Origin of the sequence: Bacillus sp. RCC_6_1, from assembly GCF_041360755.1 — a bacterium.
Classification (GTDB): domain Bacteria; phylum Bacillota; class Bacilli; order Bacillales; family Bacillaceae_G; genus Bacillus_A; species Bacillus_A cereus.
Genome location: NZ_JBFUPV010000001.1, coordinates 667,389 through 689,435, shown reverse-complemented (window position 1 = coordinate 689,435; position 22,047 = coordinate 667,389). Strand labels below are relative to the sequence as shown.

Sequence of the window (22,047 nt, the reverse complement as noted above, 5' to 3'; positions counted from 1 at the left end):
TTCTTAATTAAGTTTTATTGCGAGCAATTATTGCATTCAGATAGGTTTTGATCTAAGCGACTTATAGCTTGTTGACGAATATAATATAAAACCCGAGAGCTATACTTGCTTATAGTGTAACCACATACATCTAATAAATCTTTGAGTTGTTCTATATTCATTATGCAGTTTAATTCGATCATTTCTTCTGCAATTAGTCCAATTTCACTTTCATATTTGGACAATCGTTTTGACTCAAAGTTGTTATCTAATTTATTCTTTATACGGTTTAAAGCACGATTAACTGTCATTGGATAGACATTTAATTTTTTTGCTATCTGTGAGTTATTGTTACCATCCATAATAAGATTGATCACTTGAGTTTCAAATTCGGATAAATCGGAGTTTTTAAGTAGATTTTCTACATAGATTTTATCCATTACTTTACTTTCATAACCTATTGAGTAATCCTCGGGTTCAAAGCTTTCAAGTGAATTTAAAGAAGTTAATTCTGAAGCGAATCGAAGAACATTTTCAATGCGCTCTACAGTAACATCAAGTAATTTTGCTAATTCTTCAGTTTTTGGGAAATAACCTAGTTCATTTTCAACTTTCTCCATTTGTTTGAGTAGATCTACTGCACTTCGACTTAAGCGTACTAGTCTAGAATCATTATAGAGCAATTGGTTAATTTCCCATATAATTGGCCGATAAATATAAGTTGTAAATTTAATTCCTTTATTAAAATCAAAATCTCTAATAGCTGTAATAACAGCTATATAAGCGTGTTGAAGTAACTCCTCTTCATCCACGTTGAATTTATTTTTTAGGGATTCAATGCTTCCTTTGTAGTGAGCAATGATTGAGAAGAGAAATTCTTTGTTTTCATATAAAAGTTCAGAGAGTAAATCAGGATCCTCTTGGCAAGCTTTCAATAACACATTGTTATGCAAGTCAGGTAAATTATCTTCTCTAAGGTCAATATATCTTTGGGAAGGCACTTTAATTCACCCCAACTCTATTAACAAAGAAAAGACTGTTGGTTAATTTTAAGAAATAAGGTTGATGTAATGAATCAAAGTATGGGTCCCGATTTAAAGTGTTCAAATTGAAACATGATGTCTGTAGTAACTTGTTTTTTGTCATTTTTAAATCCTCCTATTTGTTGAATCTGCATACTAACTGTCGTTATGAGAAGTTAATAGGTTGCGATGGAAAAAGTAGAATGATCTAAAGGGGGAAGAAAATATAGATTTATCGAGTGAACAGATGGAGGCTACTTGTAAGTATGGAATTAGAGGTTAGAAAAAACTATTTTTATATTAGATTTTTAAAATCTAACAACTATTATTAGGGATATTTCGATAGCTACTATGAAAAAGGAGGAGTAATGATTCTGTTTTATTCAAACTAAATTTCAGTTAAACAAAACTAAAAGCAAAGAAAACTTTTTAAAGAGTAATAAAGCTGTTAAAAGTTGGATTTTCTTAGGAGGTGAAGAAAGTGGCATTGACTCCGCATGGTTATAGAATATACGGTGATAAAAAATTGGAGGATGTTATTTCTATTTTAGATGAAAACTTAGAAATTAAGATTGATGGAATAGTATACAATGTCATATTAAAGACAGGGGAATATAAAACTTATCATGAGCAGTTCGAAAGTGAAATTCCTGAAATGATTACAACTATCTTTCGAGATAATAACATTCCTGTGTTTTGTAAATTAGGTGGGGTATATGATTTTTCTAACAATCGTACTGTATTAGTGTTTGAGCACATGGATACAAAGAAACATCATGATATTAATTTAATTGGCGGCTCAGCATACAATTTATTAATTGGAAAAGTATTAAATACGGAACCATTTGCAGATGGTACTTATTATAAATTTATGGAGATTCATAGCAATATTTTAGTGGTGTACCCTGATATGTCACAAATAATGTCTACAATGTTAACAAGACAGTATGCGAGTTATACTCTTAGTGGAACTGCTATTATTAGAATGAGTATGTTTGAAGAAATAAAAAGTTCTATTTATGTAGCAAGTGCATCGCGATTAGAGGGAAGTATTTCAATTCGCAAATCAAGTAACTCTCATATTAAAGGAACTATATCAATACCTATAGATGCTTCTCATGATATTGGCTCGTTTTTAATTATTAGGAAATAAGTTCGCAACATTCTAGTTAAGTAAAACGACTATAAATATATAACTGTAAGGATAAATTCCATATCAAACTAATTAACCTATTGAAGCTTTAGAGTAAGATCAGGTGTAGATGAAAGATTATAATCTAGGAGGAATTTAAATATGAAAATAAATAAATTTAACGTTTCTGCAGTCTTTTATTTTAAAAGTGGAAATTCAAAGAAAGTTGATTGGTTGGAGGATAAATTAGTAAAAAAATTAAAGAGTGAGACACAAGAATTAACTGAAGGTCTTAGCTTAGAGGAAGCAGATGTTTTTTTTCAAAGTAAGTTTAAGGAATGGCAAGAAAATGGTACTACTATAATTCGTAAAAATGCTAAAGGTGAAAATTCTATCATATCCTTTGCAGAAGTTGAATATATGACCATGTTAGTTAGCTTAGCTAAAGATATCTCTCTAGATACAACTGAGTTGAATGAAGATGAATCTAAAGCAACAAGAAGTATTCAAGAACATCCTGCATTTAAAAAATAACAATGAATAAGGCAGCATCATTCAAAAAATATATATTCGAATATAGAGAACTTTCCTTTTGGGAAGTTAAACAATATGACTATACAAAAAGCTAGAATTATTCTACAAAAAATTAAATAAAAAATTTTGTAAATCCTTATAATGAATGCGATACAAGAGGGAGGATGAAATATGAGGGCAAAAGAAATTTTAACGAAGTTAGGCACTTTAGAGCAAAAGAGAGATGAGGTAAGTTCTGCTTTAATTGAGACTTCCTATAGAGAAGCAAAGTTAGTTTTGGAGGACTCTCTAAAGAAGTACCAGAAGAAAGTTGATGCTTTTCTTAATACAGAATTCGAGCCTTTATCATCAACAGCTTTTCTAATGGTTTCCCACAAGAGTTTAAATCTCAACACGGGTGATCAAGTTCAGTTGAATGTAGAAGCTTTAACTAGTGATGGGGTTACAAGGAATGTTACTGCTGAACTTCGTCCGGCCATGTTATTTAAAGATATAGATAATTTATATAATAATAAAGGTTTAATTACAACGGTAGACATTAGTAATTATAAATACGAAGAACGAACAGTTGAAATAGTAAAGACTACCAATGGTTTTGGTGTGGGTGATGATAGAGAAACACAAGGATTACAAGTTATAGCAACGAATAAACGAAATGAATATCGAATTGTAAATTTAAATGGTGACTATTTAGGGATTACTTTCCAAACAGATGGTAAAGAAGAAGTTGGTGATAACTGGTTAATTTATGTATATTGGGCGAGTACAGGCACTACTTATTCTGTCAAAGATAAATATATAGCAAAGGTGAGCCCTGAAGGAATTGTAACAGGCCTTAGTGGAGGAACTACAGATATAGTCATTACAAATGGGGTGCATGAAGTATTTTTACCAATTACAGTCGTAGGAAATGAAGCCCCTGAACCACCAGCTATTACTTCTGTGAATAATATGGAAAGTGGAGTAGAAGTTAGATTTGATTATAGTACGTCACCTGATAGTGAGACTTATAACATTTTTGTAAATGGTGTATTAGTTTTAACAGGTGTTGAGTATTCACCTGCTAAATTAGATCATAACATTTTTAATGATAAAGTATCTGTAATTGAAATGACGGCAATTAATTTAGAGGGTAAAGAGTCTGAAAAATCTAATGCATTTCAATATAAACCATTAGATGAATTACCGACTACTTAAGATTTTTTAATGTGAATGTAAAAACATAGTACAGTATTTTTCATAAGGAAGTACGTATTATAGCAAGTTTAATATTTAAATTTGCTATAGAAAAAAATCGCAACTAAATTGATATATATTTCGACTACTATAATACCAGTATGAAATAGGAGAGGTAAACGATATGGAATTATCTAAGAAAATTAGTCGATTAGTACAGTTAATTCAAAGTGGCGAAAATTTGTCCATTAGTATCGACATTAATTCCGGACTTGCTAGAATTTGTGACATAGATTTTTCTATGGAAGAACAAAACAAAATTATTAATGGTCATATTGATAACACATGGCTAGTCCAATGGTTTAATTACTTGCAAAAGGCAATAAAAAAAGAATTAGAACAAGGTGAAAATAATGCCTTGAAACATGTAGATTTGCTTGAGGTACAACATTTGCAAGTAAGAGATAACATTGAGGAAAAAAGTCAATTGAATAAAAAGGCTAAGAATGCTTCTGAATCAGTTTCTAATAATGAGGCAGATATGAGTAGAAATCTTTATATTGCGGAGCTGGAAAAGAGCTATCGTAATATGGAGAATCGGCTTAAAAAAGCAGAAGATTATGTGAAATATTTAGTGAAACAACTAAATGTAAAAAATGTAACGGAGCAAAACTTACAGTATCCATTACATTTTTCTAATAGTAGCAACAAAATAGAAAATGCAATGAAAGTTAAGAATAAAGAGATTCAAAATGTTATTGATGCAATGAAAGATATTGAGGTACCTTATGGATCATTTATAAATCATCAAATTAACGAAGTGATTATAATTAAAATTCATAATGATTCAGGGATTAATTATATTGTATCAGGGGATTATGATTCAGCAATTTTAGTGTAGTTAATAAATGAGATTTAGAGGGTATGATTTTAAGGTTGGTGATAATTTAATATGCTATTAAATACATTTACAACGGATCAGTGGAAAAAGCATAGAGAAAACCTCGCTAGTAAGTTAAAGGAGATACATATCGAACATTCCATTAAGCGAATGGTAAGATATGATTCCACTTCACTTGGTTTACAAGATTACCATCTTTCTTTGGTATTTGATACTGAAAAAGAACGTCTCTATATTTGCAATAAAGCATCTAAAAGAATGATTGAAAGTACTTCTATAAGACGTTTGCAGGAAATAGAAATGGTGTTAGTAAATTGGTTAAAAGAAATGAAGGAAATTATTAAATAAATTTATATGAGGATTATGTTTAGGTTGAGGAGATATGGATAATAAAAAAGTTAAAATCTATAGATATTATAAGGGTGGAATTTATCTCGTTACTGGTAAGGGAAAACAAACAGGAACGGATGAAGAAATGGTAATTTATGAAGATGCTAAAGGAAATACTTGGATTGAACCTCAGAGTACTTTTATGGCGGATATTGAGGTATGCGGAGTAAAAGTTCCTCGCTTTGAGCATTTAGGTAATTTCTATAAAAGTAATTAAGGAGAGGGTTAATTTGTTAGGCAAGCGAAAATATATGGTTTCTGGTCATGATGCAGAAGGAAAATATGTAGAAAAAGAAGTTTGGGCTAGTTCTGCTCGTAATGCATTAAATATTTCTCAAGAGTGGAATGACGGTAATACATATACGGTAGCTCGTAAGGTTGGATGCGGCTGTGGTGGAAATTAAGTAGACATAAATGTATGCAAATATATAATTATTTTATATTAATATACGGTATAAAGAATTTATTGGCGTTCTTCCTTATAAATACTTTACAGGAGGTAGGAATAACATGTTTGAAATTAATACAGTTGAAGAATTTAAAGAAAAGATAGTAGAAGGGTTTGTTTTAGTTTATTTTTATACTACTTGGTGTGGCCCCTGTAAAATGATTACACAGGATATTAAGGAATTGTCAAAAGAAATTGACGATATTAAATTTATTCAAGTTAACGCTGATCAATTTTTAGATATCACTAAATTGTGTGAAGTTACTACGATTCCAACGCTTCTGTTTATGAAAGATGGTAAAAATATTGAAAAGAAAGTGGGATTTACTCCTAAGCAAGAAATTCAGGAGTTTATTGAGGCTAGTAAATTAGCAAGCCAAATGGAGGCTGAAGAGGAAGTATTAGAAAAAGATGCTTAAAGTGAGAAGAAACATGAAAAGGTAATACCACAAAGGTGTGTCATTTGACACACCTTTTCCTATAATGGGCTTACTATATTTAGTTAGGAGGTTACAATCGATATGCCTAAACTTAAAAGTATTATGAGATATGTTAAAGAAATAGATAAAATGATTAAAGATTTGCGTAAGGGTATGGCACATAGCCATCCATATTCAGTAGATGCTTTACGGCAATATGTAGATGAATTAGAAGCTATACGTGAAGTAATCATGGAATCAGGACTTGAATCTGGTGAAAACTTGGATACATTAATGTATAAAATCAGGGAATGTATAAGGGAGTGCGTGAGACCTTCTTATGCACGAAAACCACAAGTTTTACCTTATCCAAAACCGGATCCGTGGGTACCACCTGTTACAGTCACAGGGGTTAATATTATTTTCGTTGTGGATATTTCTGAATCCATGTTTGAAGGAGGGGGCCTTGAACCTGGAGGGCGTGTTAGAAACTTATTGGTTGCCACAGCAAATGAAATCGAACGTTATGCTAAAGCTGCTAAAATCCCATGTAAAGTATCATTAGTGGCCTACGCTGATCCAACAGACAGAGCAGGAGATAATAGACCGAACTTTTGGAGAATTCTACTGAATAAAAGTGTAGATGTACAAGGGTTAGCACAAGCATTTTCTGATATTGGTACGCTAACATTTAAGCGAGGATCGGATTTCCCTGAATCTGGTATGTCTGCAATTTATCATTCAATTGATCAAGTGATAGATAAAAGTGTAGTAAATGGTAAACCTGTAGAGAATTCTCTTATTCTTGTATCAGATGATAGACAAAAGTTAGAGGGCAGTAGCGAACCTTCACATCGCCTGTATAAAGAAGTTACATACGATCAGGTTGATGGGAAGCTAAATAGCCTTAAAGTATTTAATCGTTATGCATTAGTGCCTATGAAAACTATATATACAGTTCTTCCTGGAAGAAACGGACCTGGGAAAATAGGGCCAGGGAATTGGAATAGTCCTATCATTCCTTTCTTTAGACAGTGTAGAGAGTACTTCCATGTAAGTACTTTAAAAGATGTAAGCGATTGGATCACTTGGACATTAGATCCTACTAAGGCTCCGAAAAAAAAGTGAGGAGGAAGTGATAATGACAATTAGATTTGGAGATTTGTATGAGGAGATTTTAGCTATTGAAGATGCTATGCAGCGTATGAGAGATGATATAGCTAGTTCAGATTGTTCCTCTATTACAAAATGTCGTTTGGAAATAGAATTAGAGATGCTTGAACAAAAATTATATGAATTAGAACGTACAAATATAGATTTTGAATTATTAAACTTTGTTACAATTATAGAATCTATTGAAAGATGCTTTAATTGTATTGACATTCCAGGTGAATTATCTCATGATATAGCTCCTGCACCATATGATACAGCAAGCAATTGCGGAGGTAAAAAGAGACAATTATTACTTAAAGATATTGAATTAATTAAAGTGTTTGAGATGAGTACTAGAAAGCCCGACAAACGACCAAATGTATTTGAATTTGTTAAGAGCGCAATGCCGTATAAAATCCTTACAATTGCATCAGAGAAGTATATTGTATCGTATGACTCGTTACGTAATGGTATTGCGGTTAAAGGGTTCAATAGGCAAACAGGGGAGTCAGTAACGAACTTTGGAAATATTTCTAGAATTGATGTGAAATTAAATGATTCGGCGCGTCAGAAATATGGCGTAGAATGGGTAACTGCATGTAAGGTTTTATTAACAACACCTACACCAATGGTTAGTATTGCACCGTTATCGTTAGCTATTGATGGTAATCCGAGCACCATGCCTAGGGTTGAATATACAAATGAGGCAGAAGTTGAAATGGTATTTCAATTTTTTGTATAGATAATTAGGAACTATAAAGATAAAAAAACGTACAGAAGTGTACGTTTTTTTATTATCTCGTTTGATCAAAGTGGCAATTATAATGTTTAATTTATTTTCTATTAAATTCACCTAAAACGTTGAATTAAGGAAGTTGTTTATTTTCTGTTTAAATTGTTGATGAAATAATCTGTTCAGATCTACATCACTATTAGAAAACTCTTTAATTTCTTCGATTGAAAATGTACCACCCCAATATGGAGAGGTATGAATATCCGAACGGAATGTCACTCCTAAATGGGTAGAAGGAATGGCATTTAGCATGATGTTTGAAATTTCTTTTAAAACGTCTTGGGAAACATCTTGTGGTACATCAAAGATTAATTCATCATGTATCTGTAATACGATGTGTATATCATGCTCTTCAAGTATAGATTTGAAATTCTCCTGTAGCCATTCATCTCTATCTAAGCATTTTGTACCATCTGGCCGGGTGGGATAAAATAAATTTACCATGGCTTTTTTAACTTGTGTCGCAGACGTTCCTTGTATTTTAAAGTTACAACTTTGCCGTTTTATTTTCTCTAATCTCCAATCTGAATTTTTGTTCTTAAAGGTGGAAGAATTGGTAGCTTTTAATATTGTTTCTTTAAAACGTCTTTTTCTACCAAAAAAATCTTTTACATAACCATTGGTTAAAACTTCTCTATGTGTTTCAGCTTCCCATCTTAAAAAGTTGGGTAATTGTTTTTTAAATTGATTAATTAACGAGGTCGCTGCTACTTTTGTAATATTTAATTGATCAGATAAGCCGATTTCTGTTATACCATATAAGGTCACTTAAACCCCTTAGTTTCCTAAGGGAGTGGACTATACCTTAGCAACTATTTTAAGCTGCTTCTCACATTAAGCGAACTCGTTAGATTGGTTGTTTATTAACCGCGGAACGCTATAAGTCTCTGCACCTGCCATTCAAATGAACGCTTTGGCACAGGATTACCATATGCTTATACACTTAGGTTTCCCTGTTTTGAGTGAGATTTTAATTCGGCAATCCCTTTACCGAATACAATGCTTTTCATTTCTTTTCTAAGCAATTCAAAAGCATTTGCTAGAGTAGGAATGGTAGTACTATTTAGTTCCTTCATATTATATATCTTCAAGATATATAGACATTCTGGAGTATCTGACCATTTATTTATAAGCTGTTTTATATGATGCTGAGTCTCTTTTAGTGTCTCTCTTTTATAATTTCGAATATCCTCAAACAAGTGATAAGTAAATCCCTTAATTTGGCAAGTGATTTGACTATGTACATCTAAACCTTTCTTAAAGGCTTCAATTAGTACCGGTTCTTGTGTTACTATTGCGAGCCAACGTAATTCTTGTTGTATGTATACCGCCATTTTCATGGTATTTCAACACTCCTTAAAGGAGCCGGATTAGACTATACCTTCTGTTGCATTCCTGCAAATAATGGGCGAATTTTGTGACCACTAAGCCCATAGCCTACCGTATAAATGAGTTCGATTGATTTATCAATTCTGGTTGATAGACGACTCATTATTTTGTTAACTATGAATCGAGATGATAATTAACAAGCAGTCGTTGCACTTCTTGTCACTAGAAGCACAGGATTCGCTCCACCGTTACATGAGGGCGTTCCCTGTTTTGAGTAGGTTTAGATTAACGACTTCAGCCAACGTTTTGTAAACTGAAGTCAATACTGGTGAACAATCTACCTCTTTCTGCTCTAAAGGCCATACGTATAAAATCAGCTTTACTTGGTACTTGTTGTCATTGTAGTAATGCAAGGCTCTTTATCCTTGCTCTCTTTTTTCAAAGAGTATCGGACTATATCATCACCCTGTTGTAGAAGGGTGGATCGCTTTCGTGCTTATTTCGCCTGTTCTAGGTTAATTTAAGTAGTCTCTGCACCTTTCTAATATCCCTATTAGACTTGGCTCAGGATTGACATAGGTAATTACCCTTAGTTTCCCCTGAATTAACGATCTGCTTACACATAAAGTCACCTTTATGCAGCCCACAACTTTAGGTTTGGTGACGAGCAACTCATACGGCCTGTTTTAGTTCCTACAGAGTTATAGATAGGATGGATTTTATTATCAATAGTACCTTGTTGTTCTTTGGGTAGGGAGTCACAAAAAGAACTTATTAATTTCACTAAGCGACGATATTCTAGAATTAGAGGAATTACAGGATGCTTTGATAGATTATGTATCAGCGTTTTTCTATCTGTTTTTAGTTTGGAAATCACACTTTTGCAACCTTTGTCATATTCCATGATAGGTTTTAGAATAGCGTTATCAATATAAAGTTTTTGGGCCAAATGGGCTGGAGAATTTATATTAAACAAAGTGCTTGTTAATTTATTTACGCCATTATATTTATTTTGTTGCTTAGGTGGGTGTATACAATTATTTAATGTGATAGTGGAACCTAGGTAATTCAATATTTCTTTTTTTACGGATTGTAATTTCGTTTGGAGTATTTGTTTTACATCATTACTTAGAAATTCTTCACTAATTTTAATTCCTTTTCTTTCAGCGGTAGTAAGTACGGCTATTAAAGGCATCTCTATTTCCCTAAATAATTTATATATAGAAACAAGATTAAATTTAGGGTTTTCAAAAATTCTTTTCTGATACTCGAATACAGACTTTAGCATAAAAATATCATAGCAAGCGAAGTAGGTAGCTACATGATGTTGTAGCTGATCATAGAGTGTCTTTTCAATCATATATTTTTTTCTATCAATGGTATTTAAAATGGTTCCATTTGAAATAAGACGAGGTAATACATATTCTTTATACCATTCTTTTACACCTTTTGGATGGTTCTCATTTAATAGGCTTGCAGCTATCTCAGTATCCCAAAAGATATTATATGTAATGTCAAAATCACACCAATTATATAGAGCATGAATGTGTTGCTTACTGTTACTAAGTATTAATAAGGTATCTTTCTCTAATAGTGGTGAGAGTTTTTTCATCGTGTATTCTAGACTTAATGTAGAGATATGCTGTGATAATCCATGTTTAAAAGGCTTAATAGGTATATAAAAAAAACTGTTATCAATAAATCCAATCGTAATTGAGATGATTGAGTCTTTAAAAGGATTAAAACCAGTGGATTTCGTATCAATAAATGTATAAGCTTGCGAATGTAAGGTTTTATACACCTTATACTTGGTAATAAATTCTTCAAATTGTTCAGGTGTATGTATTAAATAGTAATTTGAAGGTAGTTTTACTGAATGATTAATTCCGTGAACATATTGATTTTGTTTTATCGTAATCTTTTTTTTCTCATTTTTTTTTATACGAGTTTTTTGTGTGCTTTCTTTTACTTCGCGCCTATTTAATAGTGTAAAAATGTCCTGATTGGATTCATTTGATTTAAAAAACAAAATTTACAACTCCTTACTTCAAAAAGGGACGAAATAATCGTCCCTTTCTATATTTAATAATAGAAATTAAAATTCCATACTGTTTTCTAAAATGGTAATTTATGATTAGTAGTTCTCAATTGTTCCTTTTCATCAAAACCTTCAGTAGCCAATGGAAGAGTAGGGGAACTACATTGAAACTGTGCTTGCTGTAAATTATATATTGTTGATGCTGCATTCATAAATTCTTGGATTTCATCAGGACTATGAGAAGTTATATATGTTGATATATCAAGCATTTCAATTTCATTAAAGTCTGGTTTCTTTAATATAGGTTCTTCATCCACTGAAGTATAATGGTATGGTTTAGCTGAATAAGTGGTATCATTAGCACCTGTTCCACTTCTAGAAATAGTGACAAAGTCTTTTGTAGGATCAATCATGTAAAAATTAAAATCTGTGTGTAATTTTTGAATGTGAGTTTTCGCTAAAGAGACTAGCTTAATCTTATTATCTAATGGATCATATACACGTAATTTAATCTTTAAATTCGGATATTTACTCGGATTAACGTGACAAAGGGGGCACACACCTGTCCCTGGACAACGTATATATTTGGGTTTTAAGGTGGGTTCATAATGCTCGCGAATACCAACCAGATTTTCATACCAATCGATAAATAAAAGTGTAAGTGGTTTTTTATCTTTAAACGTAAGAAAGGTATTTCCCACTTTTAAAATTGCATCTAATCCTTTTATTGTTGTCATACTTTATTTCCTCCTTAAATTGACAGGATATATAATGTTATTAAATTGTTATATATCGGTATAAAGGTTTATTTGAATTAATTTTGTTTATTCTATTTATATAAATAAACAGAAATTAATTTTTTAAATGCAGACTGTAAGTTATAAATCTAGCTAATATTTAATAGTAACAAATCAATAATTAAGCTTAATAATTTTCCAGTAAAGTTCATGTAATGAAGTGTTATATATAAAAGAAGGCTGAAATCTAATAAGAAACAGATAAAACGCCTTTGAAAATTATTGTCGATGTTGTATACTAGTTGTATATACTAGACTAATTAATAGTTATCGTAATAACTAATTAAAAAGTTGCAGAATTTATAATAAAAATAAAAGTTACTTTTGTTTACAAAATGTTCTTAATTATTTTACAATATTTTTAGGTGATTGTTGTTTGAGATAGTAGGGAACTAAGTATATTAACAACAATAAATGCTACGCAATTTCTTTAATGCTCTTGTTGAGTGCGATTTATTAATTTTAAGTTCGTTTGCGATTTCAGCTAAATTCATACAGACTCCTAAGCCGTCATATAGCATGTATTCGATAACATGTTGTTCAGTCGGAGTAAATTTATTTCTATGTATTTCATAATCTGCTTTAACAATTGAGAATTCATATCCTTGTTCGTAAGACTCTTGGCAAAATGTAGGGCAATTGTTTTCACTAGATTCGTCTTCAATAAATCCATCACAATAAAATACAGAAGTCGAATTTTGTTCTACCATTCTATTTGTATAACGATAGTAATCAACCACGGTTCTTTTAATAATTGTTTGACAGAATGAAGGTAGCTTTTCAGATGGAACTGTTGTTTGTTGAAGAGATTTCATTATGCGCAAGATACAATCTTGTTTCACATCCTCTTTGTCTTGATTTCTCACTTTAAATAATTCGAAATTAAAAATTTTAGCTATAGATTCAGAGTTTAGTATTTCCATTATTAAATCTTGAAAGTTTATAGTTGCTGTGTTCATTATATAAATCCCCTTTATTTGAATGAATTAAAATTTACTGCTTAGTAAACTAATTGAATTTGTATTTAATTTATCTAGTAATCCCATTTTAAGTAAGTCATTGGAGTCGATTTTTGAATCTTCAGTGAATTGGGGTGGATAGAGCGTATGATTGACCGTGAATCCTTCCTGTATTAATTGTTTTGTTGCTTTTTGTGTTGCATCTTTTCCAGCTTTGTCATTGTCAAAAAATAGATCAACAATCTTTATACCTGCTAGATGTAATTCGCGTATTTGGTTTTTAAATAATAATTTCCCATTAATTGCAACAGCAGGAATACCTACTTGATAGTTACTCATTACATCTATAGGAGATTCTACGATACGAACTCTTTTAATTCGATTGGCTGATGTACGTAATTGATTAATTAAATGAAGTCCAAATAAAATATCTTTTTTGTTTGGTAATCCTTCGTTGATAAATTTTGAACCCTTATAATTGCTTCCAATTTTTCGTTTTTGTAAAAAGCGAAGATCCCCGTTTCGAGTACGCTGCGGAAATACTATACATTTATTTCTGACATCTATTTTTATTTCGTAAGTATCTAAAGTCTTCATGTTTATTCCACGCTGATTAATTAAATAGGACATTGCTACATTGTAAATCCCTTGATTTTTAAATTTTTCCGCATCCAATTTTTTGAGTGTTTCTTCGGATAACGTATTTGCTTTTATACATTTTTTTCTTGTAGCTAAGAGTTTTGAAATGTCTAAAGGTTTACGATTATTTTCAAAATAGTAATTCGATAATAGGGCTTTTAATCCGTTGCCTTGTTCTAAAACAAAAGCGGTTTCAATTACACAATCTATGGTTCCTAAGTATCCACAACAGAAACAGTGTGTGTGATAGGGAGGGGTTTTAGAAATACCAAATGATGGTCTTGTTTCTGTATGATTCGGACAGCAACACATTATATAATTGCCGTTATCATTTTTCTTTGAAAATGCTGCATGGTTACTTTGATATCTAAGGGAATACTGATACTTAAAACGCAAATCATCTATTAGATTTGGTATATCAAGTGATGTATTTTCGAGAATTTCTATATTTTTTGCTTTTTGCATGTATTTTCATCTCCATTATTAAGACTAGAAGAACTGTTTTTCATACTGATTGTTTATGGTACTAATCAGTCCGGTATCAAAGTTATATCGCACAATGAAACTTTGACCACTAGCATTGCCACGATTTTTTATAACCTGTACTTTAAAGGTAGTTTCATTTATTTTGATAATAGATACACCTTTGCTAGCATCTTGGAAAATTGCATAAGTTTCCCCGATATCTTCACCAGTCATCGTGCTATCATTTAGACTTTTTTTTATTCTTTTAGCGGACTCTCTGTTAGCTTGTGCTACTACATAACCTGGAATTCCTGTTCCTAAAATCATTTCACGTACTGCTGCTGATATATCAAATAATCTTTGTCTTAAATCCCCAAAATTATTATTGGAGCTATTTAAACGTACTTTGGATAATTGATCTAAAACAAAGCGAGTATGTCCTTCAGACTCAAGGATGCGTTGTATTTCAGTAACTGTATAGGGGCGACCACCATTTTTTTGAATATCATAGATGACCATATCTTTTTGCTTTTTCTTTAGTTGATCTAAAAAGAAGATATAACGGTCTTTTTGTTCAGCTGACATAGTACCACGTTGTATGCCTAAATTTGATACACCAGCCAGGACATGATCCCAATTTCGGGCAATTTCTTCGGCACGTTGTTCTAAAGCAAAGTATGCAGGGAAATCCCACTCGATATTACTATTCCAAGCGGACATTAACATAAATGAGGATATTAATGTTTTTCCCATATTAGATGGTGCGAAAACAAGAAAATAATCAGTTTCTTGCCCATCACTTACTAATCCATTAGTCACTAAATCTAATGTTTTAAAGCCTGTAGTCGCTCCTAAAATTTCATTTTCATCTCTACCATGAATTGATAAGTATTTACTCTTACGTGTATCCGCCATTCCAGTATATGAGTATCCTTTGTTGTCAATATTCGCAAGTTTTAACATATTCGTGGCATTTAATTTAATATCTAAAATAGCTTCTACAGTTTTCTTTTCAGCGACAAGGTTTGCTGCTTTTTGAAGAAAGGGCTTGAATTTTCTATGTAACCAATCTTCTTTAAGAGCATCTACTACAAATTCTGTTTTTTCTAATTCGACCATTTCAAATTCTTCAAATATATTCATTACGGTTTCTATTGTTGGAAGTTGTTTTTGTGATTTTTTAAAATTTTTAATGTAATTAAAAATATCTTTATGTATAGGAAAGTGTTCTTCATCAAGGCCATTTTTATCAACTGAAGACCAATCTTTGTTTTCTAATATATGGTTTAATAGTTGTAATTCTTCAATGGATGGCATAATATAGACTCCTTTTCATCTAATCTCGACATAATAATCGATGTGATAATGGAAATAGTTGCGATTTTTTTAATAACAAAACACGGAACTTATGTTCGTTTTTAGGGTGAAAAAATAAAACGTATGTTCTTTTGTGATTTGAAATAAAACGTATGTTCTATTTTTATCGAAAAATAAAAGAACTTATGTTCGTTTTTGGGGCGTAAAAGAATAGAAGATTAAATCAGATCCCTAATGGAATAAAGCATCTTACTATCCAAAACAGATATTGATGCTTTATTAAGTTCTGATTAACTTCTTTTGTTTTACGGGTATTTATATATAAGGATTTAATGCATTTCTACTCAATTCATAAGCTGAAAATTTAATCATGTAAATTAGTATACTATGGAAATATATTAATTGTAATACTATTTTTACATATTTATCATATTATTGTTAAATGGATTCTAGAAAGAACCCGTTACATGACGAGATCTTTATATAATTGGCTTCAGAATATAACTTTTTTCTTGTCTTCTATCACGACCTCCTAATTGATATACAACAGTATTAAATAGCATACGAGATGTAATAATATCCCCAAGACAATTCTCTTGTTCTAATAGTTGGAGTGTAAGATTAGAAGTGAAAAATGTTGATTTTTTGTTTTCTTTACGAAAATCAATCACATCATAAGTAAAATCCTTAATATAATTTGTAAATCTTCCATTTCCTATATCATCAAGTATTAGTAGGGGAACCGTCTTCATGAGTTTTACTTGTTGTAAAACTTTTTGTGTGAAATCTTCATCATTTAATTGATAAATTTGCCGTAGATCATTTGCCCATGAACCATACTTAATATAGAGTACAAGCGGAGACTCAAAATTAAATAAAGAAGGATTCATTACTGATTTAAATATATATTCCATTGCAAAGGCTATAGCAGTATATGATTTACCAGTTCCTTTTTGTGGATGTATAAAAGCGAGATTATTTCCATTCTTAACAATTTCCTCTATTGAATTAAAAGTATCTATAATGTAATCTTTGTACATTTTGTTATCCGTGTCTATTATAAAATTTCTTTTATTTGCATTTTGATATTCTAAAGGAATCTGAGAAAGCTTTATAGCTTGATTAAGTAAGATATAACCGCCACACTCAGGATTTATCGTATAATCCTGTGGCAGGGGAGTAGTACCATTTCTACGTTGGCACCAATCTCTAACGACACATTGTGCACAAGTAACATAAGGTTCATTCAATATTCACACCACCCATTATGCTTATAAATTATTTATATGATTTTGTACTTTCAAAACTGTTATATAATAGATTGATTTTTAAATATAAAATTACTAGTCAATAATTCAATATTTAATTCTTTTTTCTCTAAAACATGAAGGAATAAAGCATTTAAGTGATTTATTGTATTTTGCTGAATCTCCATATGATGTAATGAATATTTATTTTGATTAAGAAAAGACAATATTGAATTCTTGCATTTCATAATATCCTTCCAACCATATTTTTTTGCAAGTGTATCTATTATTTCCCATATCATTTCTGATACTTTTAGGAGTGGAATCTTATCACATTCTATTATGTAGTATCGATTACTTTTTCCGCGACCTGGGACCTCTTTTTTTATAAATCCTTTTTCAACTAATTCATTAATATAACGAATAATTGTATTTATTGAGCAGGAACAAGATATAGATAATCTATAAATACTTGGGAATGCAAATTCTCCTTTTTTATAAATGTAATTCAAAATGTTAGAATACACCAATTTTGCGTGAGTACTTAGGCCAATACAGTGAGCTACCATGCTAGGAGTGCTTATATGCCCTTTGTTGTATGAGCTATTGTATATAAATTCTCTTTCTTTTGAATTTGGCATCGTTTTATACAATTAAAACACCTCTTTCTATTATAAGTATCGTTTTATATGCTGAAAAAGTTGAGGGGGAATTTTAAGGAAATAAAAAATAATTCTACATTCAGATAAAAAATAATCCAATTTACCTATAATACTATTAAATAAAATCCAATAAACACGTAGTTTTTTAATAATGGAAAGCTTTAATTGTTTATATTCTTGCGTAGTTTGGGTTTGATTATAAAGAGCGATTATAAAGCGGGTATTACAACTTGAATAGTTTAGAGGTGATGATATGAAGAGTAATTGGAAATCTCATCCGATTTGTGAATTAGGAGATCAAATTGGAAAAGCTATTATGCTTACATGTAAAGAAAATGCATATATTGGTGGTTTAAAAGACATCACTGAAAAATCCATTATGATTGAAGTTGGTGAGGGGATGGTTATTGCTGTGGACCGTACTGTATTAAATGATGAATCAATAGAACTACATGTTGTGGGAGGATAAAAGATTGTCTGATTTTGTTATAAGTGAAAATACGCGTAATAGTATTAGTACTATTAATGCTCCTAGACCAAAATTAGATCCCCGAGATCCTAATATTGGGAAAATAGCATTGGTTAAAGAAGGGGCATATAAGGGTCTAAAAGGTATAATATATCCACCTACTAAGGAATTGAAATATGATGGAGAGTTTGTAAAAGGATTTACAGGGCATTATGAAGTAGAAAAACTCTATCATGTAATGTTCTTTTTTGAAGATGGTGCATTTTTTTGTGCAATGGAGACAGATTTAATGGATTTAGAGGTAGAAGGGGGTATATTCATTATTGATGACGGAGATGGAACTGTTGCAAAACCCTATGGATGTGGTGAAAGATTATATACGTCGGTTCCAGAAATTTATCATGAATTACCTTTAAATAAATCAGGTTATATCATTATCAATACCTACCAAAGCAGGCGGGTAGATTCTGTATTTAAAGTGTTTTGGATTAACGATCTTACTACACCAATAGGACAAACTCATACACGCGTGCATGGAGTAGTTTTTAATAGTCCACATGATATAATATTTTATTATGATCCCAGGTATAACCCAAATAAAATAGTCATTAAGAATGATTATATAGGAAATTGGTATCATAAAGTCAATTGTCTTACAGAACTTGATGGCTCAATATTTAAGCCGTATACCTGTGGGACTAATATTGTTCTTAATAGTCCCATAGATATGAAAAAGTGTTTTTTTCAACTAATTGAACGTACAGGGGAAGTTGAAGTTGTATATAAATACTTGGGAGATCCTAAAAGTGAGGCTTCATTAGAAGTGTTTTGGCAGAATGAAGTCATAGGGAAAGTAAACACTAAGGAAAAAAATTTTGAGGAGAAAAGCATTATCTTTAGTGTAGATGAAATCAAAATGTTTAATCCTCAGGTGAGAGTTACAGTACATGGACACTGGGAAGTGAAAGTAAAATGTCCGGTAAATAAGGGGATATCAAAGTTAAGAGAAAAGAATTTTTGAGTACTAGTGGTATGGGTTCGTTAAAAGTTGAACTGACCCCAGAAAGTTTGACAAGTCGTTTCATTAGGCAGCTTTTAGGGCATGAGTTCGATATTGTACCGGGCTCATGCCTTTTAATTTTGCCTTAATTCGTTTGTGATTATAATAATCGATATATTTTTCAAATTCTTATTTAAAATGTTCTATGCTTTCAAAATCTTTTAGATAAAGAAATTCAGATTTCATAATACCAAAGAAACTTTCAATAATCGCATTATCGTAACATCTTTGATACAAGTGAATAGGTTGGTCTTGAATCAATTGTATAAGCGATTATCTCTCAATTAAATAGATCTAGCATCGGTGATAAGTAGAGCTTCTCGCCGCATAATTTAAATTCTGTTATGTCTGTAACTCATTTTTCGTTTGGCTTTTTAGCCTTAAAGTTACGTTCTAAAATATTTGGCGTAATCTTACCTACTTTCCCTTTATAAGAGCGATATTTTTTCATACGAACTAGGCTCTTTAAACCTAACTTTTTCACAATTCGTTGAACTTTTTTAAATAAGCATTCTCCATACGCAAACGCTCCAATTCAGCTTGTAATGCTTCTACTGACTCTTCTGTTTGTGTTTGTTTCTTTCTTTCTTTCTTTCTTTCTTAATTGATTTTTGATTGTCCTTAGTCATAGACTGACGCCCCTTTTTCTTAGATTTAAGGGCGTCTACTCCTTTTTGACGTAGCTGAATACGCCATTTTCTAATAAGTCCAGATGAAGAAATATTAAAAATAACTGCCGTTTCGTTTGGAGACGTCCCATTTTCGAACATATAATTTGGTAAGCCTAGTTTATACTGTACAAAATACGTTGTATAGCCTTTTTCAAATGCTCGGATTCCATGATATTCAAATTGTTTTATACATATTCGAACCACGTCGTGATTCGCTCTCAATGATTTCGCAATATCTTTTATACTCTCACTTCCATCTTGATAATGTATTGCTGCATTCATTTTGTTTTCTGAAGTAAATTTAGTTATAAAAAAACTACACCTCCAATTGTTAGACTGTGTCTAACAATTGGAGGTGTAGTTCATAAGAAGTAACCTGTTTTTATTTATACATTAAAAAATCGGCGGAGTAACAGAAAATAAGACTATCGCATTTTTCTCAAAATGATTCACCCATTTATGTTTCAAATAAGCAGGTATCTTTACACTGTCGCCAGTTTCTAATACGTATTCTTCCTCGTTTAAATATAATGTGATTTTCCCATCTAAGACAAATGCTAATTCTTCTCCTTTATGTTCTAGCACATTTTCTGATGAAGCTGTATTAGGCGGGACGGTCATAATTGCTGTTGCTAAATTTCCAGTGAAATCAGGTGAAAGCATTTCATATGATAAATTATCGATAATCATTTTCTTTCGTTTATGGGAACGTACAATTAAATCGTCTGTATTTGTATCTTCAAGTAAAAAGCTAAATGTTGGCACATCAAGAGCTTTAGCAAGCACTTTTAATGTTTGAATAGAAGGGTTAGCGGACCCACGCTCAATTTGACTTAACATAGATGGTGTAATATCGGCCATCTTTGCTAGTTCTTTACTAGTTAAACCTTTTTCTTTTCTTTGGTTTTCAATTTTTTTACCAATATCTATATTTTCCATAATGAAAATCTCCTTAAGGGTTATTAAATTATATTTAAATAAATTAAATTAAAATTAACTAAAGTTAACGATTTGTGTTAAACTATATTAAAATTAATTTAATTATAATTTATTATATGGTGAGCTACAAGGATATAAGGAGGAAACAAAATGAAAGAAATAGGGGCATTACAAGCAGAATACCCATTAGTGAATAAACTTATTGCAACAGAAGAAGTATTTTGGATAAATCCAAACATAGAAAAGTATGCAACAGCAATAAAAGATACACCATTGAATGAAGAGAATGTAAAAGATGCGGAAGAGAGATTAAAGCGTTTTGCACCATATATTGCGAAAGTTTTTCCTGAAACGAAAGGGACGAACGGCATAATCGAATCATCTTTAGTGAAAATACCTTCTATGAAAGAAGCTTTAGAGACAAATTACAAGCAACCTATTTTAGGAGAATTATTATTAAAATGTGATAGTCATCTTCCGATATCAGGATCAATTAAAGCTAGGGGCGGCATTTATGAAGTGTTGAAACATGCTGAACAACTAGCATTGCAGCATGGTATGTTAACAGAAGAAGATGATTATTCCATTTTAGATAGTGATACATGTAGAGAGTTTTTTGCCAAATATTCAATTGCGGTCGGTTCAACAGGAAATTTAGGGCTAAGCATTGGGATTATGAGTGCGAAACTAGGTTTTAACGTAACGGTTCATATGTCAGCAGATGCGAAACAATGGAAAAAAGATTTATTAAGAAGTAAAGGTGTAAACGTTATTGAGTATGAAGCTGATTATAGTAAAGCAGTAGAAGAGGGGCGTCAGCAAGCAGATGCCGATCCTAGCTGTTATTTTGTAGATGATGAAAACTCCCATGATTTATTTTTAGGATACGGAGTAGCAGCATCGCGATTACAAAAGCAATTAGAAGAGTTAGAGATTGTAGTAGATGAAAATCATCCTTTATTCGTTTACCTTCCGTGCGGAGTAGGAGGCGGACCTGGCGGCGTCGCATTTGGTTTAAAGTTATTGTATAAAGACAACGTGCACTGCTTCTTTGCGGAGCCTACGCACTCTCCATGTATGTTACTCGGTTTAATGACAGGACTTCATGATAAAATTGCTGTTCAAGATATCGGGATTGATAATGTAACAGACGCGGACGGACTAGCGGTAGGAAGACCGTCTGGATTTGTCGGTAAAACGATGGAACCATTTTTGAGTGGGAATTACACAGTAAGCGATGAAGAGTTATATAGATTGTTAAAAGAACTAGCTGACACGGAGAATATTTATTTAGAGCCTTCTGCACTAGCAGGTATGATTGGGCCAGTGAAAGTATGTAAAGAAGATGAGTATTTACAAAAGCAACAGTTAACAGAGAAGTTGAAAAAAGGTACTCATATTGTGTGGGGAACGGGTGGAAGTATGGTTCCTAAAGATGTAATGAATGAATATTATAGGAAAGGTTTGGAATTAACGATATAAGAAAAATGAGGCTAGTTGTAGCCTCAT

At 31.6% G+C, this 22,047-nt stretch carries 25 protein-coding genes and 1 pseudogene; 13 read left to right on the top strand and 13 right to left on the bottom strand.

The features are described 5' to 3' along the window. Nucleotides 1-14: 14 nt before the first annotated feature. Nucleotides 15-980 carry a sigma-70 family RNA polymerase sigma factor gene (locus AB6801_RS03390; RefSeq protein WP_097999167.1) on the bottom strand — a complete coding sequence of 322 codons (966 nt, stop codon included), beginning with the start codon at nucleotides 978-980 and terminating at the stop codon, nucleotides 15-17. A gap of 502 nt (nucleotides 981-1,482) precedes the next feature. Here AB6801_RS03390 and AB6801_RS03385 point away from each other — a divergent pair. From AB6801_RS03385 to AB6801_RS03340, 10 genes are all read left to right on the top strand, one after another. Beyond that, nucleotides 1,483-2,154, top strand: coding sequence for a hypothetical protein (locus tag AB6801_RS03385; protein ID WP_053514172.1), 672 nt, complete (start codon nucleotides 1,483-1,485; stop codon nucleotides 2,152-2,154). Between the two features lie 141 nt (nucleotides 2,155-2,295). After that, a complete protein-coding gene (locus tag AB6801_RS03380) occupies nucleotides 2,296-2,667 on the top strand; it encodes a hypothetical protein (RefSeq protein WP_088047530.1) in 372 nt (123 codons plus the stop codon). Nucleotides 2,668-2,838: 171 nt separating this feature from the next. Beyond that, nucleotides 2,839-3,864: a hypothetical protein gene (locus AB6801_RS03375; protein ID WP_097999168.1), complete on the top strand. Its 1,026-nt coding sequence runs from the start codon at nucleotides 2,839-2,841 to the stop codon at nucleotides 3,862-3,864. 163 nt (nucleotides 3,865-4,027) lie between these two features. Continuing rightward, nucleotides 4,028-4,744, top strand: coding sequence for a hypothetical protein (locus tag AB6801_RS03370; RefSeq protein ID WP_046945445.1), 717 nt, complete (start codon nucleotides 4,028-4,030; stop codon nucleotides 4,742-4,744). Between the two features lie 51 nt (nucleotides 4,745-4,795). Further along, nucleotides 4,796-5,092: a hypothetical protein gene (locus tag AB6801_RS03365; RefSeq protein ID WP_046945444.1), complete on the top strand. Its 297-nt coding sequence runs from the start codon at nucleotides 4,796-4,798 to the stop codon at nucleotides 5,090-5,092. Nucleotides 5,093-5,126: 34 nt separating this feature from the next. After that, nucleotides 5,127-5,351 carry a DUF1653 domain-containing protein gene (locus AB6801_RS03360; protein WP_000369000.1) on the top strand — a complete coding sequence of 75 codons (225 nt, stop codon included), beginning with the start codon at nucleotides 5,127-5,129 and terminating at the stop codon, nucleotides 5,349-5,351. Nucleotides 5,352-5,364: 13 nt separating this feature from the next. After that, a complete protein-coding gene (locus AB6801_RS03355) occupies nucleotides 5,365-5,538 on the top strand; it encodes a hypothetical protein (protein ID WP_000900867.1) in 174 nt (57 codons plus the stop codon). 106 nt (nucleotides 5,539-5,644) lie between these two features. Further along, entirely contained in the window at nucleotides 5,645-6,001 is a 357-nt protein-coding gene (locus AB6801_RS03350; RefSeq protein WP_046945443.1) for a thioredoxin family protein, read from the top strand. A 102-nt stretch (nucleotides 6,002-6,103) separates the two neighbouring features. Then, the gene (locus AB6801_RS03345) at nucleotides 6,104-7,129 is read left to right on the top strand and encodes a vWA domain-containing protein (protein WP_090976098.1); all 1,026 of its coding nucleotides are present in this window, start codon (nucleotides 6,104-6,106) and stop codon (nucleotides 7,127-7,129) included. 13 nt (nucleotides 7,130-7,142) lie between these two features. Continuing rightward, nucleotides 7,143-7,895 (top strand): hypothetical protein, encoded by a 753-nt coding sequence (locus AB6801_RS03340; RefSeq protein ID WP_046945441.1) that lies wholly within the window; start codon nucleotides 7,143-7,145, stop codon nucleotides 7,893-7,895. Nucleotides 7,896-8,006: 111 nt separating this feature from the next. On the opposite strand, the gene AB6801_RS03335 is transcribed toward AB6801_RS03340, so the two are convergent. From AB6801_RS03335 to AB6801_RS03295, 9 genes are all read right to left on the bottom strand, one after another. Next, entirely contained in the window at nucleotides 8,007-8,714 is a 708-nt protein-coding gene (locus tag AB6801_RS03335) for a DNA polymerase (protein WP_090976102.1), read from the bottom strand. 167 nt (nucleotides 8,715-8,881) lie between these two features. Beyond that, the gene (locus AB6801_RS03330; protein WP_090976104.1) at nucleotides 8,882-9,286 is read right to left on the bottom strand and encodes a DNA polymerase I; all 405 of its coding nucleotides are present in this window, start codon (nucleotides 9,284-9,286) and stop codon (nucleotides 8,882-8,884) included. Nucleotides 9,287-9,909: 623 nt separating this feature from the next. Beyond that, entirely contained in the window at nucleotides 9,910-11,304 is a 1,395-nt protein-coding gene (locus AB6801_RS03325; protein ID WP_090976106.1) for a DNA polymerase, read from the bottom strand. Nucleotides 11,305-11,390: 86 nt separating this feature from the next. Then, nucleotides 11,391-12,050 carry a hypothetical protein gene (locus AB6801_RS03320; protein WP_046945437.1) on the bottom strand — a complete coding sequence of 220 codons (660 nt, stop codon included), beginning with the start codon at nucleotides 12,048-12,050 and terminating at the stop codon, nucleotides 11,391-11,393. Nucleotides 12,051-12,511: 461 nt separating this feature from the next. After that, entirely contained in the window at nucleotides 12,512-13,069 is a 558-nt protein-coding gene (locus AB6801_RS03315) for an RNA polymerase sigma factor (protein ID WP_046945436.1), read from the bottom strand. A 27-nt stretch (nucleotides 13,070-13,096) separates the two neighbouring features. Further along, on the bottom strand, nucleotides 13,097-14,173 hold the full coding sequence (locus AB6801_RS03310; protein WP_097999169.1) for a toprim domain-containing protein: 1,077 nt from the start codon (nucleotides 14,171-14,173) through the stop codon (nucleotides 13,097-13,099). Between the two features lie 24 nt (nucleotides 14,174-14,197). Continuing rightward, nucleotides 14,198-15,490, bottom strand: a complete 1,293-nt coding sequence (locus tag AB6801_RS03305; protein WP_097999170.1) for a DnaB-like helicase C-terminal domain-containing protein — start codon at nucleotides 15,488-15,490, stop codon at nucleotides 14,198-14,200. A gap of 479 nt (nucleotides 15,491-15,969) precedes the next feature. Further along, nucleotides 15,970-16,740: an ATP-binding protein gene (locus tag AB6801_RS03300; RefSeq protein ID WP_046945433.1), complete on the bottom strand. Its 771-nt coding sequence runs from the start codon at nucleotides 16,738-16,740 to the stop codon at nucleotides 15,970-15,972. A gap of 59 nt (nucleotides 16,741-16,799) precedes the next feature. Beyond that, on the bottom strand, nucleotides 16,800-17,390 hold the full coding sequence (locus AB6801_RS03295; RefSeq protein ID WP_046945432.1) for a helix-turn-helix domain-containing protein: 591 nt from the start codon (nucleotides 17,388-17,390) through the stop codon (nucleotides 16,800-16,802). 262 nt (nucleotides 17,391-17,652) lie between these two features. Between AB6801_RS03295 and AB6801_RS03290 the strand changes: the two genes are divergently transcribed. Together AB6801_RS03290 and AB6801_RS03285 are read left to right on the top strand one after the other, a co-directional pair. Then, complete coding sequence (locus tag AB6801_RS03290; RefSeq protein WP_046945431.1) at nucleotides 17,653-17,868, top strand: hypothetical protein; 216 nt, start codon at nucleotides 17,653-17,655, stop codon at nucleotides 17,866-17,868. A gap of 4 nt (nucleotides 17,869-17,872) precedes the next feature. Continuing rightward, the gene (locus AB6801_RS03285; RefSeq protein ID WP_090976112.1) at nucleotides 17,873-18,889 is read left to right on the top strand and encodes a hypothetical protein; all 1,017 of its coding nucleotides are present in this window, start codon (nucleotides 17,873-17,875) and stop codon (nucleotides 18,887-18,889) included. 63 nt (nucleotides 18,890-18,952) lie between these two features. Here the strand turns inward: AB6801_RS03285 and AB6801_RS31245 are convergent. The 3 genes and pseudogenes from AB6801_RS31245 to AB6801_RS03275 form a co-directional block, all read right to left on the bottom strand. Then, nucleotides 18,953-19,430 (bottom strand): annotated as a pseudogene (locus AB6801_RS31245) (IS3 family transposase); the annotation flags it as partial. A 49-nt stretch (nucleotides 19,431-19,479) separates the two neighbouring features. After that, on the bottom strand, nucleotides 19,480-19,881 hold the full coding sequence (locus tag AB6801_RS31240; protein WP_423249718.1) for a helix-turn-helix domain-containing protein: 402 nt from the start codon (nucleotides 19,879-19,881) through the stop codon (nucleotides 19,480-19,482). Between the two features lie 111 nt (nucleotides 19,882-19,992). Beyond that, nucleotides 19,993-20,538, bottom strand: coding sequence for a helix-turn-helix domain-containing protein (locus tag AB6801_RS03275; RefSeq protein WP_097999171.1), 546 nt, complete (start codon nucleotides 20,536-20,538; stop codon nucleotides 19,993-19,995). Between the two features lie 150 nt (nucleotides 20,539-20,688). Between AB6801_RS03275 and AB6801_RS03270 the strand changes: the two genes are divergently transcribed. Next, nucleotides 20,689-22,020, top strand: a complete 1,332-nt coding sequence (locus AB6801_RS03270; RefSeq protein ID WP_053514159.1) for a D-serine ammonia-lyase — start codon at nucleotides 20,689-20,691, stop codon at nucleotides 22,018-22,020. Nucleotides 22,021-22,047: the final 27 nt, after the last annotated feature.

Bases quoted from the DNA above. Each gene is read 5' to 3' on its own strand.
- AB6801_RS03380 (WP_088047530.1), top strand. From the start codon at position 2,296: ATGAAAATAAATAAATTTAACGTTTCTGCAGTCTTTTATTTTAAAAGT.
- AB6801_RS03375 (WP_097999168.1), top strand. From the start codon at position 2,839: ATGAGGGCAAAAGAAATTTTAACGAAGTTAGGCACTTTAGAGCAAAAG.
- AB6801_RS03370 (WP_046945445.1), top strand. From the start codon at position 4,028: ATGGAATTATCTAAGAAAATTAGTCGATTAGTACAGTTAATTCAAAGT.
- AB6801_RS03365 (WP_046945444.1), top strand. From the start codon at position 4,796: ATGCTATTAAATACATTTACAACGGATCAGTGGAAAAAGCATAGAGAA.
- AB6801_RS03360 (WP_000369000.1), top strand. From the start codon at position 5,127: ATGGATAATAAAAAAGTTAAAATCTATAGATATTATAAGGGTGGAATT.
- AB6801_RS03350 (WP_046945443.1), top strand. From the start codon at position 5,645: ATGTTTGAAATTAATACAGTTGAAGAATTTAAAGAAAAGATAGTAGAA.
- AB6801_RS03345 (WP_090976098.1), top strand. From the start codon at position 6,104: ATGCCTAAACTTAAAAGTATTATGAGATATGTTAAAGAAATAGATAAA.
- AB6801_RS03340 (WP_046945441.1), top strand. From the start codon at position 7,143: ATGACAATTAGATTTGGAGATTTGTATGAGGAGATTTTAGCTATTGAA.
- AB6801_RS03330 (WP_090976104.1), bottom strand. From the start codon at position 9,286: ATGAAAATGGCGGTATACATACAACAAGAATTACGTTGGCTCGCAATA.
- AB6801_RS03320 (WP_046945437.1), bottom strand. From the start codon at position 12,050: ATGACAACAATAAAAGGATTAGATGCAATTTTAAAAGTGGGAAATACC.
- AB6801_RS03315 (WP_046945436.1), bottom strand. From the start codon at position 13,069: ATGAACACAGCAACTATAAACTTTCAAGATTTAATAATGGAAATACTA.
- AB6801_RS03310 (WP_097999169.1), bottom strand. From the start codon at position 14,173: ATGCAAAAAGCAAAAAATATAGAAATTCTCGAAAATACATCACTTGAT.
- AB6801_RS03305 (WP_097999170.1), bottom strand. From the start codon at position 15,490: ATGCCATCCATTGAAGAATTACAACTATTAAACCATATATTAGAAAAC.
- AB6801_RS03290 (WP_046945431.1), top strand. From the start codon at position 17,653: ATGAAGAGTAATTGGAAATCTCATCCGATTTGTGAATTAGGAGATCAA.
- AB6801_RS31240 (WP_423249718.1), bottom strand. From the start codon at position 19,881: ATGAATGCAGCAATACATTATCAAGATGGAAGTGAGAGTATAAAAGAT.
- AB6801_RS03275 (WP_097999171.1), bottom strand. From the start codon at position 20,538: ATGGAAAATATAGATATTGGTAAAAAAATTGAAAACCAAAGAAAAGAA.
- AB6801_RS03270 (WP_053514159.1), top strand. From the start codon at position 20,689: ATGAAAGAAATAGGGGCATTACAAGCAGAATACCCATTAGTGAATAAA.